Below are 16,853 nucleotides of genomic sequence, written 5' to 3'. Positions count from 1 at the left end.
TGATTCGGCCCCATGCAGAAATCGATCGCGCCCCCCTCACTGATGTCGTCCTCGCCAAGCAGTTCGTCCCCTGAGCCCCTTGGGCTATTGGCCATGCTCTTGGCCTGCTCGGTGGCGCCGCTGCTGGCCTACAACCTGACTCCGTCGGCGACGCTGTTCAATCAGCTCACCGCCTTGGCCGGCTGGGGGCTGGTGCTGATGTGTATGAGCGGCCGGCAGGCACCCGCCTGGCGGCTCACGCCGGCGGCCCTCGCGCTGAGTTTGTTGGCACTGGCGCCTTGGGCGTCGGTGCTGTTCGGCAGCCTCCCAAGCGCCTTGGCGCTGGCCAATAGCGGCATGCTCTTGGCAGCTCTGGCGCTGCTACTGGCCGGCCAGGGCCTGCAGCGCAACGAGCGGCAGCGCTGGCTGGAGGCGCTGTGCTGGGGTCTGTTATTGGCGGGGGTCTTGAGTTTGATCGTGAGCCTGGTGCAGGTCTTTATGCCGGCCTGGGCCGATGGGCATGTGATTGCGCGCTCGGGCATCCCGGGGCGCGCCGTCGGCAATATGCGCCAACCCAATCACCTGGCCAGCCTCTTGATGTGGGCCTGTGTGGCGGCGGTGTATCTGGCCGATCAGGGCCGCTTCAAATCCTTCGGCGGCGCCCTGGTCTTGCCGCTGCTGCTGTTCGGCCTGGTTTTTGCGGTGGTGCTCAGTGCCTCTCGAACCGGCGTGATCGGCGTGCTGATTCTGGCGGCCTGGGGCGCGCTGGACCGCAAGCTGGGTCGCGCGGCCAAGTTGTCGCTGATGGCCACGCCGATGTTGCTGGCGCTGAGTTGGTGGCTGCTGTCGGTCTGGGCGGCTAGCGGCGCGCACCCCCTGGGCGCCGAGTCGCGCTTGGCCGAGGGCGCGGGCTCGCCCTCTCGCCTGGCCATCATTGCCAATGCCTGGAGCCTCTTGAAGGCCAATCCCTGGATGGGGGTGGGCTGGGGCGATTTCAATCTGGCCTGGAGCATGACGCCCTTCCCGGACCGGCCGATTGCCTTTTTTGACCACACCCACAATATCGTGATGCAGTTGGCCGTCGAGTTAGGACTGCCCCTGAGCCTGGCCATTTTGGGCCTGCTGGCGTTCTCGCTCTGGCGCGCTTTTGCCCTCAGCCGTGCGGCCAGCGCAGGCGACGCGGTGGCGCGGCGCTGCGCCTTCATGCTGGTCTTGATGATTGGGCTGCACAGCCTGCTGGAGTACCCGCTCTGGTATGCCTACTTCCTGCTGCCGACCGCTTTTGCCTTCGGTTTGGCGCTCGGCGCGCCCTTGAACGAAACGCCTCGCCAGGCCAAAACCAGCGACAGCAGCTGGGTCTGGATTGGGGTCTTGATGCTGGCGGCCAGCACCTATACCGCTTGGAACTATCTGCGCGTGGTCGATATTTACGCGCCCTCGGCCAATGCGCAGCCGCTGCATCAGCGCATCGCCACGGGCCAGGCCACAGCCATGTTTTCAACGCAGGCCGACTATGCCGCCGCCACCTCCTTGCCCGCCGGCCCGGCTGCCCTGGCTGCGGCCCAGCGCACCGCCCACAACCTGATCGATGCGCGGCTGATGATCGCCTGGGCCAAATCACTGCATGCGACCGGCGACGATGACAAAGCCCGTTATGTGGTGCAAAGACTGCGGGAATTCCGCAACCCGGCCGGCACGGAATGGCTGGAAGACTGCGAACTCACGCAAGAGACGGGTGCGCTCAAGCCGTTTCAATGCGAGCCGCCGCTGCGCGACTACAGCTGGCGCGATTTGCGCCAATAAGGGCTCAGATCAAGGCGCCGACCAGTCGCCGCTCTTGCCGCCATGCTTTTCCAGCACCCGGATATCGCCCATCACCATGCCGCGATCCGCTGCTTTACACATATCGTAAATAGTCAGCAGGCCGATTTGCACCGAGGTCAGCGCCTCCATCTCAACGCCGGTGCGGCCCAAGGTCTCGACTTGCGCGCGGCACAGCACGGCGTTGGCGGCCGCGTCGATCTCGAATTCAACCGCCACACGGGTCAAGGGCAAAGGGTGGCACAACGGAATCAGGTCGGCGCAACGCTTGGCCGCCTGGATGGCGGCGATGCGGGCGATGCCCAAAACATCACCCTTTTTCGCACTGCCACTGGTGATCAATGCTAGGGTAGCGGCTTGCATGCTGATGCGGCCCGCAGCGACCGCAACACGGTGCGTGACATCTTTGGCCGCAACGTCCACCATATGGGCTTGGCCTTGGGCGTCAAAATGAGTGAGTTCTGATGTCATTGCAGGGTGGGCCACCGGAGTGTGGCAACAATTGGGAAACGATTGTGGGTGCATCATAGAGATGCTTGGCGCTTTTTGGAGTCTGTGTTGTTAAAGCTAACTGTCAGTTTGATGCGTCGCCCGGGCCGCTGTGCCATCAGTTTTTTGGCGGCGGCGGTCTTGAGCCTGGGCAGCCCGCTTGGGCTTGCACAGGTGAACCTGCCGGCGCTGGGTGACTCGGTCTCGCAAGACTTGGACCTGGGTACCGAGCGGCGCATTGGCGAGCAGGTGATGCGTCAGATTCGCCCCGACCCGGACTTCCTCGAAGACCCTTTGCTGCTGGAATATTTGCAGTCCATCTGGGCGCCGCTGGTCGGCACCGCCAAGCAACTTGGCAATATTGGCGACGAGACCAGCGAACGCTTCGCCTGGGAGATTTTTTTGGTGCGCGACCGCAGCATCAACGCCTTCGCCCTGCCGGGCGGCTATGTCGGCGTGCATCTGGGCTTGATCGCGATGACGGGTTCGGCCGATGAGCTGGCTTCGGTGCTGGCGCATGAGCTGTCGCACGTGACGCAGCGTCATATCGCGCGGCGCATGGCCGGCGATTCGCGCAACAGCATGCTGGCCTTGGCCGGCTTGGTGGCGGGTCTGATCGTCGCTTCGCGGACCCACAGCACCGACGTGGCCAATGCCGCCATCGTCGGCAGCCAAGCGGCTGCCGCACAGGCCTCGCTGAGTTTTTCGCGCGATATGGAGCGCGAGGCGGACCGGGTCGGCTTCACGGTGATGAACCAGGCCGGCTTCTCGCCGGCCGGCATGTACAGCATGTTCGACCGCATGGAGCAGGCCAATCATTTGATGGACAACGGCTCCTATCCCTATCTGCGTTCCCACCCTTTGACCACCGAGCGGATCGGCGACGCGCGCTTGCGCATGGGCGCCATCGACTACGAACGCCCAGCCGGCAGCGCCGAACATGCGCTGATGGCCGCGCGCGCCAAGGTGCTGATGGATGCACGGGCCGAAGCCTGGGGCCAATTGCAAAACCTCGACGCCGGCGCGCGTGAGCAACAAGCCAAGGGCGGAGCCGAAAACAAGGGCTACGAGCAACTGGCGGCGCGCTATACCGGCGCGCTGGCCTCGATCAAGATGCGTGACTTTGCGCGCGCCGAAAACGCTTTGCGCAGCGCCGAACTGACCCTGAAGCTGATGGGCCCGGACCCCAAAGCCGAGCGTTTGCTGCGTTACTTGCGCGCCGAGCTGAATCAGGCGCGCGGTCAGGCGGCGGATGGCTACGCGGCCTTGAAGCCGCTGGCAGGCGAGCACTCAAGGCCGATGTTGATTCAAAAAGCACAGCTGGCTCGCGTCGACAGCAACCCGGCCACCGTGCGCGAGGCCGCCGAGGCGCTGCAGACCTATGTCAGCCTGAACCCGATGGATCCCTTGGCCTGGGCCGAACTGGGGCAGCTGTGGAGCAAGCTGGACCAGCCGCTGAGGGCGGTGCGCGCACAAGGCGAGGAGCGCGCGGCCATGGGTGATTTGAACGGCGCTATTGACCGCTTCCGCTCAGGCCTGCGTCAGTCCCGTGGCCGTGATGCCGATCAGGTCGAAGCGGCGGTGATCGATGCGCGCCTGCGCAGCTTGCTGTACGAGCGGCGCCAACTGCTGGCGGAGATGTATCCGCGCGGCGTGCCGCCGGGTGCGGAGCTACCTTGAGTGGTCGTGAGTGGCCCTGTGCAACCCTAAGCGGCTGAATTCAGTCCGAATCCGGGAACAGGCGCTCGAACAAGGTGTCGATCAACATGCCGCACAGGCTGTAGATCAGTGAGCCGATCAAGGCGGCCCAAAAGCCGGCTACATCAAAGCCGCTCAGCAAACGCGCCGCCGCCCAGAACATCAAGGCATTGATCACGAACAGGAAGAGCCCGAGGCTGACCACCGTAACGGGCAAGGTCAGCAGCACCAAAACCGGCCGCAACAAGGTGTTGAGCAGGCCCAGCACCATCGCCGCGATCAAGGCCGAGCTGAAGCTGGTCACCACCACGCCCGGATACAAATGAGCCACCAACAGCAAGGCTGCGGCCAATAGAAGCCAACGCAGAAGTAATTTCATGCGCCGAATATACAAGCGCGCCGTGACTTTTTTCAGCTCGCCGCGCTGGAGAGTTGCCCCTAGACGGGGACAGGTCTTGCTTTTTACTGGCAGAATGCGGGCTTCGAAGGGGGAGTAGCTACGCGGTGCAAGCCGTGGCGGCAGCCCGTCAGTACGGCGTCTGTGAAGATGCCCGGGCCCCGCAGCCGGCCGTGGACGCAGTCTGTCCACAGCGCCGTCCCGCAAGACCTTTCGACTCTTGGCCGCGGCCATTGCCTTGAGCAATGCCGGGTAGATGTTTGGCTTTTTGCGGGATATTCAATGGATACGATTGCGCCTCTGTGGCTGTGGTTCTTCTTTGGCGGCTCGGTGCTCGCCGCTCTCTTCGTCGACTTTGTCGTCTTGCGCAAGCAAGGCGCGCATGACGTCTCGGTCAAAGAGGCCATCAACTGGTCACTGGTCTGGGTAGCGCTGAGCCTGGCTTTCAACGGCTTGTTCTGGTGGGCGATCAAAGACAGCACCGGCAGCACCGAGCTGGCCAACACCCGTGCCTTGGAGTTCTTGACCGGCTACTTGATCGAGAAGTCGCTGGCGGTGGACAACATCTTTGTCTTCCTGATGATCTTCACCTACTTCTCGGTGCCGACTGCTTATCAAAAGCGCGTGCTGATGTACGGCATCATCGGCGCCATCGTGCTGCGCACGGTGATGATTCTGGTGGGCAGCTATTTGATTGCCCAGTTCCACTGGGTGCTTTATGTGTTCGGCGCCTTCTTGCTGATCACCGGCATCAAGATGTGGTGGGCAGCTGGCCAAGAGCCTGATCTTGAGTCCAACCCCGCGCTGAAGCTGCTGCGTCGCACCATGCCGGTGAGCAAGAACTTTGATGGCGAGCGCTTCTTCACGGTCGAGAACGGCAAACGTGTCGCCACTCCGCTGCTGCTGGTGATTGCGTTGATCGGCATGACCGATGTGATCTTCGCGGTCGATTCGATCCCGGCCATCTTCGCCATCACCGACGACCCCTTCATCGTCTTGACCTCGAACATCTTCGCCATTCTGGGCTTGCGTGCGATGTACTTCTTGCTGGCCGCGATGGCGACCAAGTTCCATCTGCTCAGCTATGGTCTGGCCGTGGTGCTGGCATTCATCGGAACCAAGATGTTGTTGATCGACATCATCAAGATCCCGGTCCTGGTCTCCCTGGGCGCGGTAGTCGTGATCCTCGCGGCGACCATGGTGCTGAGCCTGCACACGGCACCCAAAATCTCCAAGAACAGCGAAAACTGAGGCGATGCGCGGCCCTAGGCCGCGCCCGACTTAGCCGGCCCGCACCCCAACTGCCCCGCGAAGCACACACTCGCGGGGCATTTTTTTGCCTCGCGACCAAATACAAATAACAATCGTTCGCATTAATGCTAGGATCTTCACCAAACTCAAGTTCAAGGCCTCTTGTGATTCCCGCATTTGTCACCCCAAACGCATCCTCGGCACCTCGGGGAGCCAGCAAGCGATCGACCGCCAAGAGCAAGGCGACACAGACTGAATCAGGCACGCCGACGCAACGCAAAGCCTTGGTGGTCACCAGCCGCCATCTGTTTCTGGCGGCTGTGCTCTTGGCCCATATGCTGGCGGGCTGGGGGCTGTGGCACTCGCTCGGCATGCGATCGGCGCCGAACAAGCCCCTGCCCATCGTGCTTAGCTTGATTGCCGCAAGCCCGCCGGCCCCGACACCCAAAACTTCGCCGCCGGCGCTGCCGCACCACGCAATAAACAGCCAACTCAGTGCTCCGCCAGTTCCGCTGGCGCCGCCGATGGCCAGCAATCTTCTTGTTCAGACCCAGAACGCGGCACCGACGCTGGTCGAACTCGCACCGCAAGCTTCCACGGCAGCTGTAAACGCTCAGGTCGAGGTGCCGCCTCGCAGTGCAGCGCCTTCGACCCAAGCCCCCACCGGCCCCCGCCAAGTAGCCTCAAGTGCGCTGCGATATGTGGTCGAGCCCCAGATGACCGTGCCGCTGCTATCGCGCCGTTTGGGCGAATCGGGTGTGGTGCACCTGCGCATCGTCGTCGACGCGAACGGCCGCCTGAAGGAAGCCAGCTTGAAAAAATCTGCCGGCTATGCGCGTTTGGACCAACAAGCCTTGCTGGACATCCGCTCGGCACGCTTTGCGCCCTATCTTGAAAACGGTCAGCCGGTCGAGTGGGAAACGGTCGCTCTCTTGTCCTACGAGATCGATCGCTGATTGCACATTGCCTGCTCGCGCCGAAATCCGAACATGCCGCATTCGCGCTGATACCTAACGCCAAATTCAATCACACCAACATCACGCAAGATGTCTTGACGAGCAGGCGCCGACGCCCGCGCTTGCACCCGTGCTAAGCCCCAATTCAAGGGTAAAAGTTCAACAAGTGATGCGGGTGCGCGACACCTAGGGTAAACAAGCTGCATTTCGGCGTGAGATTGGGCTCAGCTGCCCTATGAAAGCCTTCTCAAGCGCCTGGTGCCGCAGTACCATCGCCCCTGCTAGGTGCTAGAGAGAAATGAAGGCTTATGCGGCCTTCACCCGGAACCAGCACATCAACAACTTTTGATGGAGAGAATTGAAATGGCAACTGCAAAGAAGGCCGCGCCCGCTAAGAAAGCGGCACCGGCCACCAAAGCCGCACCGGCGAAAAAAGTAGCCGCGGCTCCGGCCGTCAAGGCTGTTAAAGCTGCTGCGCCGGCCAAGAAAGCTGCGCCCGCCAAAAAGGCTGCCGCGGTCAAGAAGGCTCCTGCCGCCAAGAAGGCTGCTGCTCCTGCAAAGAAGCGCACCCCGAATGCAGCATTCATGAAGGCCTTGACGCCTAGCGCCGCCTTGGCAGCCATCGTCGGCGCAGCACCGCTGCCGCGCACCGATGTGACCAAGAAGGTCTGGGAATACATCAAGAAGCACAATCTGCAAGATGCCGTCCAAAAGCGCATCATCGTTGCCGACGCGGCGCTGAAGGAAATCTTCGGCAAAGCCAAAGCCGATATGTTCGAGATGACCAAGCTGATCAACAGTCACCTGAAGTAATGTGTGAGCCCCCTGGGCCACCGAGCGACCGAGCCGCAGGACTGGTTTCTTGCGGCGCCAGGTTCAAAGCATCAAGGTCCGGCCAGCCGGACCTTTTTTTGTCTGTGCTTCAGGCCAAGGCGCGCTGTAAAGCAGCGACCATTTTCATCACATCAATGGGCTTGACCCAATAGTCGCTGAAGCCCGCTGCCCGCGCCGCCTCGACTTGATCCGGCAAATCATCGGCCGAGAGCGCAACACAACGCAGAGCGGAGTCAGTCGCGACAGCGCGCAGCTGCGCCAGCAATTCCAGCCCCGTCATATCAGGCAGATTCATATCAATCAGCAACAGGTCGGGCTGCAAGCCTTCCAGCATGCTCAAGGCCTGCGCGCCGTCCTCGGCGCACTCCAGGCGCCAGCCGGGTAGGCGCCGGAAGACCTCTTCCATCAACACAAGGTTGATGCGATCGTCTTCAACATAAAGCACGAGGCGGGCTGGGGCCGAGCACATGGATTTTTGGGGCGATGAGGTCAGTTGCAAAGCCTGCGCAGATTAGCAGCGATTTAGTCGGCGCGAGCCCGAAGAGCCCGATGGCACTGAAAAACATTCGAATCCGCGGGTTTGCCAGCTCTTGCGCCACCCTTGCGCCGAAGGGAGTTTGTATTTTTCTAGGGTAAACGTGAACTAACACACCCTCACGGACCATCTGTCCACAGAACAAGGGCTCTTGCATTCACCCAGGCTTATTACACTGTGGGTGTAGCAGATTGAGGGGACACGATTAGCGTCTCCCCACCCTTGAAATCGCTGAGTTACTGTTTTTTGGAAGTACCGACGGCTCTGCCGCCCACAGCCTGCGGGCTGAATTTGACGGAATTTTAAATAATGTCTTTGCTTGCATCGATCGCTCTTGCCGCCTCAAGTGCAGCGTCTGGCGCTACTCTGCCAAACTGCTCATGGGACAAGCCCGGCGTCAACCCCTATATGGGTGACCTGGTGGCAGCCGTCGACCGTTACAAGGACATTGCTGCGCCGGTAAGGGCCAAGCTGAAGGCGCGCATGCTCAAGCGCGACTATGACGAGTTGGTCACCATCAAGCGCGACAGTATCGAAGGTCAATCCCAGTACAGCAGTGCCATCACCGATATGCACTTCGGTGCCAACAGCGTCTGCAAGACAGTCAGCCGCGCCAAATGGACGCAGGCCTACGAAGAGCGCGGTCTGGTCTATTGCGAAGAAGGTCAATGCGTGCTGGTGCCCACCGTATGCCGCAATGTCAGCCGCATTCAGCGCATCGCGCCGCGTGCAGCCGGCCCGGTCGGTGGCGGCAGCGTAGCTTCTTCGACGCAAGAGGCCGAAGGCCCATTGGAATTGGACCCCACAGCGGCCGGCCCAGCGGCCAGCCCAGGCAGCTTCGCCCAGATTGCCGGTGGCTCGGGCTTTGAGGGAGGACCCCTGCCGGCGCCCGGCGTGTTGGCACCCGGCGGTGGCGGCGGCTACCCTGGCTTGGGCGGTGGTGGTGGCGGCGGCGGTGGCAATATCGGCGGCGGCGGCATACCCACCCTGCCCCCCGGCCCGCCAACGATTCCGATACCCGAGCCAAGCACTTGGGCCATGTTGGTGGCCGGTTTGCTCGCAGTGGCCTGGGTGGCCCGCCGCAAGCAGGCTTGAGCTCAGCGCAGCAGGTTCTTCAAATAGCGCCCGGTATGGCTGCCTTCATGGGCGGCCACGGTTTCCGGTGTGCCGGCCACCAAGAGCTGGCCGCCGCCCGAGCCGCCTTCCGGCCCCATATCGATGACCCAATCCGCCGTCTTGATGACGTCTAGGTTGTGCTCGATCACGACAATGGTGTTGCCGGCGTCGCGCAACTGGTGCAAGACCTTCAAGAGCAAGGCGATGTCGGCGAAGTGCAGGCCGGTGGTCGGCTCGTCCAGGATGTAAAGCGTGCGGCCGGTGTCGCGCTTGCTCAGCTCCAGCGCCAGCTTGACGCGCTGTGCCTCGCCGCCCGACAAGGTAGTCGCACTCTGGCCTAACTTCACATAGCCCAGACCGACGTCCAGCAAGGTCTGCAGCTTGCGCGCCAAGGTCGGCACTGCGCTGAAGAACTGATGCGCGTCTTCCACTGTCATCGCCAGCACTTCGGTGATGTTCTTGCCCTTGTAGAGCACTTCCAGCGTTTCGCGGTTGTAGCGCTTGCCGAAGCAGCTGTCGCAAGGCACATAGACATCGGGCAGAAAGTGCATCTCCACCTTCAGCACGCCGTCACCCTGGCAGGCCTCGCAGCGCCCGCCGGCAACGTTGAAGCTGAAGCGGCCGGGCCCATAACCCCGCTCGCGCGCGGTATTCATTTCGGCGAAAAGCTCGCGGATCGGCGTGAACAGGCCGGTATAGGTGGCAGGGTTGCTGCGCGGCGTGCGGCCGATTGGGGACTGGTCGACGTTGATGACCTTGTCGAAGGCCTCCAAACCCTCGATCTGATCATGCGGCGCCGGGTCGGCATGGCTTTGGTAGAGCTTCTTGGCGACCGCCGTGTAAAGCGTGTCATTGATCAAGGTACTCTTGCCCGAGCCGGACACACCGGTCACGCAGGTCAAGAGACCGACCGGAATCTCGACCGTCACGCCCTTCAGATTGTTGCCCCGGGCATTGATGATCTTGAGCGCCTGATGCGCGGCCTGCGGGCTGACTTGATGACGCTCGCGCGGCACTTCGATACAGGCCGCGCCGGACAGATAGCGCCCGGTCGGTGAATTCGGATCGGCCGCCACCTGCTCGGGCGTGCCTTGCGACATGATGCGCCCGCCATGCACGCCGGCGCCGGGGCCGAGGTCCAAGACATAGTCGGCCGCGCGAATTGCATCCTCGTCATGCTCGACCACGATGACCGTGTTGCCCAGATCGCGCAGGCGCCGCAGCGTCGCAATCAGCCGGTCGTTGTCACGCTGGTGCAGGCCGATACTGGGCTCGTCCAGCACATACATCACGCCGGTCAGGCCCGAACCGATTTGCGAAGCCAGCCGGATGCGCTGGGCCTCGCCGCCCGACAGCGTATCGGCGCTGCGGTCCAGGCTCAGATAGTTCAAGCCCACGTCATTCAGGAAGCGCAGCCGCGAGGTGATCTCGCGCACCACCTTGTCGCCGATCTCGGCCTTGGAGCCCTTCAGCTTCAGGCCTTCAAAATAGATCAGGCAGTCGCGCAGGGTCGAATGCTCGACGTCATAAATCGGTCGGCCCTTGGCGCCCGGCGCTGCATCGGCGGGTTGCAACACGACATTACGCGCTTCCCGGCGCAGGCGCGAGCCCTCGCAATGCGGGCAGGGCTTGGCCGACATATAGCGCGCCAGATCCTCGCGCACCGCGCTGGAATCCGATTCCTTGAAGCGCCGCTCCAGGCTGGGCAAGATGCCCTCGAACGGGTGCGAGCGCTTGACCGCGCGCTTCTTAGGGCCGCCGGCTGCACTCTCGGCTTGGTAGACGAAGGCAATCTCCTCGCTGCCAGAGCCATGCAAGAAGGCATGGCGCACGGCCTCGGGCAGTTCCTCGAAGGGCTGATCGATATCGACCTTGTAATGGGCCGCCACCGCCTCCAGCATCGAGAAGGTATAGGCATTGCGCCTGTCCCAGCCCTTCACCGCGCCGCTGGACAAGCTCAAGGTCGGGAAGGCGACGACCTTGTCAGCATCGAACATGGTCAGCTGGCCCAGGCCTTCGCAGGAGGGGCAGGCGCCGACGGGAGAGTTGAACGAGAACAGCCGTGGCTCCAGCTCCGACAGCGAGTAGCTGCAGGCAGGGCAGGCGAACTTGCTCGACAAAACCTTCTCGGCGCCGCTGTCCATATTCAGCACCAAGGCGCGGCCCTCGGCCAGGCGCAGCGCCGCCTCGAAGCTCTCGGCCAAGCGCTGGCGCAGGCCATCAGCGCTTTCATCGGCGTCCTTGGCATCGCGCGCTTTGAGCTTGATGCGGTCCACCACCACATCGATATCGTGCTTTTCGGTTTTCTTCAGCACCGGGAAGTCGGGCGCGTCTATGGTCGCGCCGTCGACGCGAAAGCGTACATAGCCCTGTGCCTGCAGCGACTCGAACAAGTCGAGAAACTCGCCCTTGCGGTCGCGCACCACGGGAGCCAGCAACATCAGCTTGGAGTCCTCGGGCATGGCCAAGACGGCATCCACCATCTGGCTGACGCTTTGCGCCTCCAAGGGCAAATTGTGGTCGGGGCAGAACGGTGTGCCGGCTCGGGCGTAAAGCAAACGCAGGTAATCATGAATCTCGGTGACCGTGCCCACCGTCGAGCGCGGGTTGTGGCTGGTTGCTTTCTGTTCGATCGAGATCGCCGGCGACAGACCCTCAATCACATCGACATCGGGCTTGTCCATCAGCTGCAGGAACTGCCGCGCATAGGCAGACAAACTCTCGACGTAACGGCGCTGGCCCTCAGCATAGAGCGTGTCAAACGCCAGACTGGATTTGCCCGAGCCGCTCAAGCCGGTGATCACCACCAGCTTGTTGCGCGGCAGGTCCACATCGATGTTTTTCAGATTGTGGGTGCGCGCACCGCGCACGCGAATCATCGGGATTTCAAACGGCAAAGGCAGGGGCGCGGTCGAGGGCAAAGATAGGGAGTCGGACATGGTGTGCACAGGGCGAAGCAACCTGACATCATAGGCCGAAGGTGTATTTGCGCCTAAACAGACCTCATTACGGCCGCCAGAAGGCGGCAACTCAGCACCGGGTAAACCCTTTATCGCTCGCAGGCGCAGGCCACGCTGCAGCGCCGGCAATCCGTCGCATGAGCGTGGCGGCAAGCCCAGCGCTTGCCGATACTGAGTTCAACGAAGCAGGCATTGAGTCCCCAAAGCGCCGCTTCGATGTTCACCCCAGGAGCCTCACATCATGCGTACCCCAGCCTTTGTTTCAGTTCTTTTTGCCGCCACCCTTTTCGCCGCCGGCGCCCACGCTGCTGAGGCAGCCGAGCCGGCGCAACTGGACCGGGTGGTGATCACCGGCAAGTCAGTTCGGCCCGAGTTGGTGCAGTTGCCGCGCGTCGTCGTCACCGGCCTGAGCGCCAAGAGTCAGATGCAGCAGCTGATGTTGGCTGCGGCCAAACCAACTGTGCGTCGGGTTTGAGCAGAGCAGCAAACCTTTCCCCGACAATGCTGACTTCAGCATTGATCAGGGGAGCGTCGAGTGACCGAAGAAATCCGCAAGCGCAGATCTTGGCTTGATGGCTTCATGGCTTATGCCTTGCCTAGCGGCCTGAGCGAGGCCCAGGTGCGCGACAACATCGTCGTGCTTGACCAGCTGCTTTATGCGCTGTGGGACCTGGGCGAAAACCTGATTTTTGCCTGGACGCCCGGCGTCGAAGGCGAGCAAGGCTTGGCCGTGCTGGTCGCACCGCACCCGCTGTTGACCGAGTTCACCCAGGCCACGGCCGACCCCGAAGAGGCCCTGCGGCGCGGCCGCTTGCTGGACGAGTTACTGGCCAACCAAGCGCATCTGCCGGCAGAGCAATTCAGCCAAGCCGCCGCCGAGCTGGGCCTGAGGCCGCATTTCATCGCCCTGCCTTTCGCACCCGAGCTGGGGCTGGGGCTGGATCTGATCGCCGCCATCGTGGCCCGTTATGGCATTCGTCTGGTCGAGGACCGGGCGGTGATTCTGTTCGACGCGGTTGGGTTTTCGCTGCTGACGCCGCTGCAGCAAGTGGTGCAACTCAACAGCCTGTCCTGCTCGGTCAATGCGGCCTATGCCAAGCTGCTGGACCGAGAGATCAATATCAATTTCGCCCGCACCACTACCGGCGACGGCTTCTATATCTGGAACCGCATGCGCGGCATCGAGGCCAATGTCGAGCTGTACCAACTGCTGCAGTTCATCCTGGCCGATAACGCCTTGGCGCGGGAGCGGGCACGCCGGCCCGAGTCGGTGCCGCAGTTGCGCGCCGCTTTCCATGTCGGCTCGCACTATGAGTTCTATCAAAGCGAGGGGCTCAACCCGACCTCCTTCAGCTATTTGGTCGGCCAAGTGACGATAGAGCTGGCCCGCATGATCGAGCGAGCCCTGCCGGGGCAGATTTTGCTCGGCAAGTTCAACACCTTGATGCGCGATGAACACAGCGGCGAGATCCAGCGGCTCGACTCGGTGGACTTTGTCGAGCGCACCCGGCGCCCCCTCAAGGCGCTGAACGGTCTGACCCTGGCCGGCGCGGAGATCGATGAAATTGCCTGTTACTTGACCGGTAGCCGCAATGCGGCCGGCGACTTCGGCATCAGCGAGTTCGAGATCAGCGACAAGCATGGCCGCCCGCACCGGGTCTATAACGCCAAGATCAATATCCACCGCCGCGCCGGGCTGCCCGTTTACCTCGGTTTGCGGGAAGAAGATTTACCGGCTTTTTCGGCGCCGCTGGGGTCGCGCTAAGGTGTAGTCCCTCTATGATGAGGTGAAAAATACCTCTGCCCATGATGCATCCGACCGATCGCGCGTCGGCGCCGCAAGCGCCGGGCGAGCGCCGTAATTTGACCGTGCTGTTTGCCGATTTATCCGAGTCCACCCGGCTCGCGGACGCCATGCAGGCTGAGCATTACGCGCTGATGCTGCGCGACTTGCGTGCGCTCTACCAAAGCGTGGTGCCACGCCACGGCGGCACGGTCGTTCGGATCCAGGGTGACGGCATGTTGGCCATCTTTGGCCACCCGCAGATGCGCGAAGACGATGGGCGGCGCGCCACCGAGGCCGCGCTTGAGTTGCACCAGCTGGTGCGCTTGATGCGCCCACCCGGCAGCAGCGGCCAATGGCCGCATGGTCAGGAGCTGAGCCTGCACTCGGGCATCCACGCCGGCATTGTCTTGGTTGAAGAAGGCGACGCGGTCAGGGGGCGTTTCGATCTGCTGGGCAACACGCCGAATTTCGCCGCCCGCCTGTCTGACCAGGCCGGCGCCGATGAAATCCTCGTCAGCGAAGAGACCCTGGGCCTGCATTGCCATTACTTCCAAACCAGTGAGCGCCGGCTGGTGCTGCTCAAGGGCCGCAGCAGCGCGCTGGCGGTCTATGCCATCAAGGGTCGGGCCGCGATAGGCCGGCGCTTCGAAGCCAGCCAGCAGCGCGGCTTGGCGCCTTTTGTGGGCCGCAAGTTCGAATTGCTGCAACTCAAACTTGCGCTGGCCGAAGCGCAGCAGGGTCGTCCGGCTTGGATCAATATTCGGGCCAGTGCCGGTGTGGGCAAGACGCGGCTGACCGAAGAATTTTTGGCTCGCACGGCCACCCAGAACTGCCAGGTGCAGCGCGGCTATTGCGAGAGCTATTTGAGCGCCGAGCCACTGCAGCCTTATTTGCAGATGCTGCGTGCCTTGGCTTCGCAGGGGCTGGGAATTGCCGCCGCGCTCTTGACGGCCGAGGCCGCGGCCCGGCCGGCCGGGCTCTTGCAGCTCTTGCAAGCACTGGCCCGCCAAAGACCCCAAGTGATTTTCATTGATGACTTGCAATGGGCCGATGACGCCAGCCTCCTCTTGCTGCACCGCGTGTATGCGCTGGCGCGCGAGCAGCAACTGCCCTTGCTGCTGCTGACGGCAAGCCGGCCGCAAGAGACCGAACTGCAGGCCGACGGGGCCCGGGTATTGGAGTTGGCGCCCTTCGACGCGAGCGATGCCGAACAGGCGATTGTTCAGCTCTTGCCCGATACCGACCCTTTTGTGGCGCTCGATATTCAGCGCCATGCGGGCGGCAACCCGCTGTTCATTGAAGAGCTGTGTCACGCCATCAAGCATGAACATGCCGGCCGCCGGGCGCTGATACGCCCCCGGGCCGACTCGGCGGGACAGGCCTGGCTGGCCGCGCTGACGCTGTCGCGGGTCGCACGTTTGGCGCCCGAGCAAGCGGCCTTGCTGCGCGCCGCAGCCGTCATCGGCAATGTCATCCCGACTTGGCTGCTGCAACGCTTGACCGGATGCACCGAGCAGGACCCGGCCGTGCTGGCGCTGGCCGAGCGCGACTTTGTCTTCCCGGACCGGCGAGCCGGCTTCTTTCGCTTCAAGCATGGATTGACCCGGGACGTGGTCTACGAGTCGATTGGCTGGCATGAGCGTCAGGCCATGCACCGCCATATCGCGGCGGAGTTGCGCTCACAGGTGCACGACACGCCTCGCCAGGCCACCGATGAACTATTGGGCTATCACGCGGCAGCGGCCGAGCAATGGGCGGAAGCCGCCCTGCATGCCGAGCGGGCCGGCGATCAAGCCCTGGCCGCCTCGGCGCTGGACCGCGCCAAAAAGCAATACCGCGCCGCCCTGACGGCGCTGGAGCATCTGCCCAGCAGCGGCGTCATTGATATGCGCTGGGTGGCTATCGCGCAGCGCTTCGGCATCGCCTGCGTGTTTGACGCCTCAAGAGCCGATCTGCGGGTGCTGCAGCATGCGGTGCAGCTGGCTCAAGGCAGCGGCGACGCAGACTTGATTGCGCGGGCCGACTATTGGCTGGGTTATGCCAGCTATGCGCTGGGCGAGGTGCGAGAAGGACTCTTGCACTGCGAGCGCGGGCTGCTGGCGGCGCAAGTCAAGCAGCCCCCCAATGGCGCGCTGCTCGCGCAGTTGCTCGGCGCGCAGGGCCAGCTATTGGCCGCAGCGGCAGATTACCCGGCCGCGCTGGGCTTGCTGGATCAGGCGATCGCGTTCTTGCGGCCCTTGAATCAGGCGACGGTACCGCCCGCACGGCCGGCCGTCAGCCTGGCCTATTCGCTCGCTTGCCGCGCCTATGTCTTGGGTGATCAAGGCCAGTTTGGCGAGGCGCATGCCTGCTTTGATGAGGCGCTGGCCATCATTCAGGGCAGCAATCATGCCGTTGAGGCTTCGGTGCAGGGTTGGCGAGCGGCGGTGTTTTTGTGGCAGGGCCGCTGGCCCGAGGCACGGCAGGCCGCGGCCGAGGCGCAGCGCATCGGCGGCCTGGTACGCAGCCTGTTCACCTATTCGATGGGACATGCGGTTTGCGCTTTCGCTGACTGGGAGACCGAGCGCTCAGCAGCATCCGCGCTGGGCCTGCAGGTTGCCGCGAACTGGCTGGCATCTCGCGGCGGCGGCTTGTTCAGCTCGCTGATTCACGGTTGGCGGGCCGAGCTGCTGGCCGAGCAAGGTGATGCGGCCGGCGCGCGCCTGCAGGTCGCACAGGCCTTGCGGCGGGCGCGTCAGCGCGATTGGATAGGCGTGGCCATGGCCTACCGGGCGGCGGCCCGCTTGGCCGCTGACGCCGGCCAAGCCGCGCGGGCTAGTCATTACTTAGCGGCCGCGCAGCGTGTGGCCGCGCTGCGTGGCTCGGCGCATGAGGCGGCCGTCAATCAACTCTGCGCGGCCGAACTTGCCCTGGCCCTGGGTGAGCCGGCCCAGCACCAGCTGAGTGAAGCCGCAGCCTCATTTGAAGCCTTGAATATGGCCTGGCATTTGCAAAAGACGCGGCGTCTGATGGCCTGCGTCTAGCAGCTTTG

The 16,853-nt window shown here is 63.1% G+C and carries 13 protein-coding genes; 9 read left to right on the top strand and 4 right to left on the bottom strand.

Annotated features, from left to right (window positions below; genetic code table 11):
- Positions 1-12: 12 nt before the first annotated feature.
- The gene (locus PRZ03_RS02515; RefSeq protein ID WP_273598869.1) at positions 13-1,782 is read left to right on the top strand and encodes a PglL family O-oligosaccharyltransferase; all 1,770 of its coding nucleotides are present in this window, start codon (positions 13-15) and stop codon (positions 1,780-1,782) included.
- Between the two features lie 9 nt (positions 1,783-1,791).
- Here the strand turns inward: PRZ03_RS02515 and moaC are convergent, their stop codons facing one another.
- Positions 1,792-2,271 carry a cyclic pyranopterin monophosphate synthase MoaC gene (gene moaC / locus PRZ03_RS02510; protein WP_263534171.1) on the bottom strand — a complete coding sequence of 160 codons (480 nt, stop codon included), beginning with the start codon at positions 2,269-2,271 and terminating at the stop codon, positions 1,792-1,794.
- A gap of 87 nt (positions 2,272-2,358) precedes the next feature.
- Between moaC and PRZ03_RS02505 the strand changes: the two genes are divergently transcribed.
- Positions 2,359-3,969, top strand: coding sequence for a M48 family metalloprotease (locus tag PRZ03_RS02505; protein WP_273598868.1), 1,611 nt, complete (start codon positions 2,359-2,361; stop codon positions 3,967-3,969).
- Between the two features lie 40 nt (positions 3,970-4,009).
- Here PRZ03_RS02505 and PRZ03_RS02500 read toward each other — a convergent pair whose 3' ends face one another.
- Positions 4,010-4,366: a phage holin family protein gene (locus tag PRZ03_RS02500; protein WP_263534169.1), complete on the bottom strand. Its 357-nt coding sequence runs from the start codon at positions 4,364-4,366 to the stop codon at positions 4,010-4,012.
- Between the two features lie 300 nt (positions 4,367-4,666).
- On the opposite strand from PRZ03_RS02500, the gene PRZ03_RS02495 reads away from it, so the two are divergent.
- The 3 genes from PRZ03_RS02495 to PRZ03_RS02485 all read left to right on the top strand — a co-directional run bounded on the left by PRZ03_RS02495 (position 4,667) and on the right by PRZ03_RS02485 (position 7,404).
- Positions 4,667-5,635 (top strand): TerC family protein, encoded by a 969-nt coding sequence (locus PRZ03_RS02495; protein ID WP_273598867.1) that lies wholly within the window; start codon positions 4,667-4,669, stop codon positions 5,633-5,635.
- Positions 5,636-5,922: 287 nt separating this feature from the next.
- On the top strand, positions 5,923-6,591 hold the full coding sequence (locus PRZ03_RS02490) for a TonB family protein (protein WP_273598977.1): 669 nt from the start codon (positions 5,923-5,925) through the stop codon (positions 6,589-6,591).
- Between the two features lie 363 nt (positions 6,592-6,954).
- Positions 6,955-7,404, top strand: a complete 450-nt coding sequence (locus tag PRZ03_RS02485; protein WP_263534166.1) for an SWIB/MDM2 domain-containing protein — start codon at positions 6,955-6,957, stop codon at positions 7,402-7,404.
- 109 nt (positions 7,405-7,513) lie between these two features.
- Here the strand turns inward: PRZ03_RS02485 and PRZ03_RS02480 are convergent, their stop codons facing one another.
- Positions 7,514-7,894, bottom strand: coding sequence for a response regulator (locus PRZ03_RS02480; RefSeq protein WP_273598866.1), 381 nt, complete (start codon positions 7,892-7,894; stop codon positions 7,514-7,516).
- A 375-nt stretch (positions 7,895-8,269) separates the two neighbouring features.
- Here PRZ03_RS02480 and PRZ03_RS02475 point away from each other — a divergent pair, with 375 nt between their 5' ends.
- Complete coding sequence (locus PRZ03_RS02475; protein ID WP_273598865.1) at positions 8,270-9,055, top strand: MHFG family PEP-CTERM protein; 786 nt, start codon at positions 8,270-8,272, stop codon at positions 9,053-9,055.
- A 2-nt stretch (positions 9,056-9,057) separates the two neighbouring features.
- Here PRZ03_RS02475 and uvrA read toward each other — a convergent pair whose 3' ends face one another.
- Positions 9,058-12,015 (bottom strand): excinuclease ABC subunit UvrA, encoded by a 2,958-nt coding sequence (gene uvrA, locus PRZ03_RS02470; protein WP_458296231.1) that lies wholly within the window; start codon positions 12,013-12,015, stop codon positions 9,058-9,060.
- Between the two features lie 262 nt (positions 12,016-12,277).
- Between uvrA and PRZ03_RS02465 the strand changes: the two genes are divergently transcribed.
- From PRZ03_RS02465 to PRZ03_RS02455, 3 genes are read left to right on the top strand one after another with little or no spacing between them, the layout of a single operon-like run.
- A complete protein-coding gene (locus PRZ03_RS02465) occupies positions 12,278-12,511 on the top strand; it encodes a hypothetical protein (RefSeq protein ID WP_273598864.1) in 234 nt (77 codons plus the stop codon).
- 60 nt (positions 12,512-12,571) lie between these two features.
- The gene (locus PRZ03_RS02460; protein WP_273598863.1) at positions 12,572-13,801 is read left to right on the top strand and encodes a hypothetical protein; all 1,230 of its coding nucleotides are present in this window, start codon (positions 12,572-12,574) and stop codon (positions 13,799-13,801) included.
- Positions 13,802-13,842: 41 nt separating this feature from the next.
- Positions 13,843-16,845: an adenylate/guanylate cyclase domain-containing protein gene (locus PRZ03_RS02455; RefSeq protein WP_273598862.1), complete on the top strand. Its 3,003-nt coding sequence runs from the start codon at positions 13,843-13,845 to the stop codon at positions 16,843-16,845.
- Positions 16,846-16,853: the final 8 nt, after the last annotated feature.

It is taken from the genome of Roseateles albus (assembly GCF_028595345.1).
GTDB classification, from domain to species: Bacteria; Pseudomonadota; Gammaproteobacteria; order Burkholderiales; family Burkholderiaceae_C; genus Paucibacter_A; species Paucibacter_A albus.
Note: the sequence above shows the minus strand (reverse complement) of the source record. Positions and strands in the feature narration are given on the sequence as shown.

Coding starts and splice junctions, on each gene's coding strand:
- PRZ03_RS02515 (WP_273598869.1), top strand. CDS start 13: ATGCAGAAATCGATCGCGCCCCCCTCACTGATGTCGTCCTCGCCAAGC.
- moaC (WP_263534171.1), bottom strand. CDS start 2,271: ATGACATCAGAACTCACTCATTTTGACGCCCAAGGCCAAGCCCATATG.
- PRZ03_RS02500 (WP_263534169.1), bottom strand. CDS start 4,366: ATGAAATTACTTCTGCGTTGGCTTCTATTGGCCGCAGCCTTGCTGTTG.
- PRZ03_RS02495 (WP_273598867.1), top strand. CDS start 4,667: ATGGATACGATTGCGCCTCTGTGGCTGTGGTTCTTCTTTGGCGGCTCG.
- PRZ03_RS02485 (WP_263534166.1), top strand. CDS start 6,955: ATGGCAACTGCAAAGAAGGCCGCGCCCGCTAAGAAAGCGGCACCGGCC.
- PRZ03_RS02480 (WP_273598866.1), bottom strand. CDS start 7,894: ATGTGCTCGGCCCCAGCCCGCCTCGTGCTTTATGTTGAAGACGATCGC.
- PRZ03_RS02475 (WP_273598865.1), top strand. CDS start 8,270: ATGTCTTTGCTTGCATCGATCGCTCTTGCCGCCTCAAGTGCAGCGTCT.
- uvrA (WP_458296231.1), bottom strand. CDS start 12,015: ATGTCCGACTCCCTATCTTTGCCCTCGACCGCGCCCCTGCCTTTGCCG.
- PRZ03_RS02465 (WP_273598864.1), top strand. CDS start 12,278: ATGCGTACCCCAGCCTTTGTTTCAGTTCTTTTTGCCGCCACCCTTTTC.
- PRZ03_RS02455 (WP_273598862.1), top strand. CDS start 13,843: ATGATGCATCCGACCGATCGCGCGTCGGCGCCGCAAGCGCCGGGCGAG.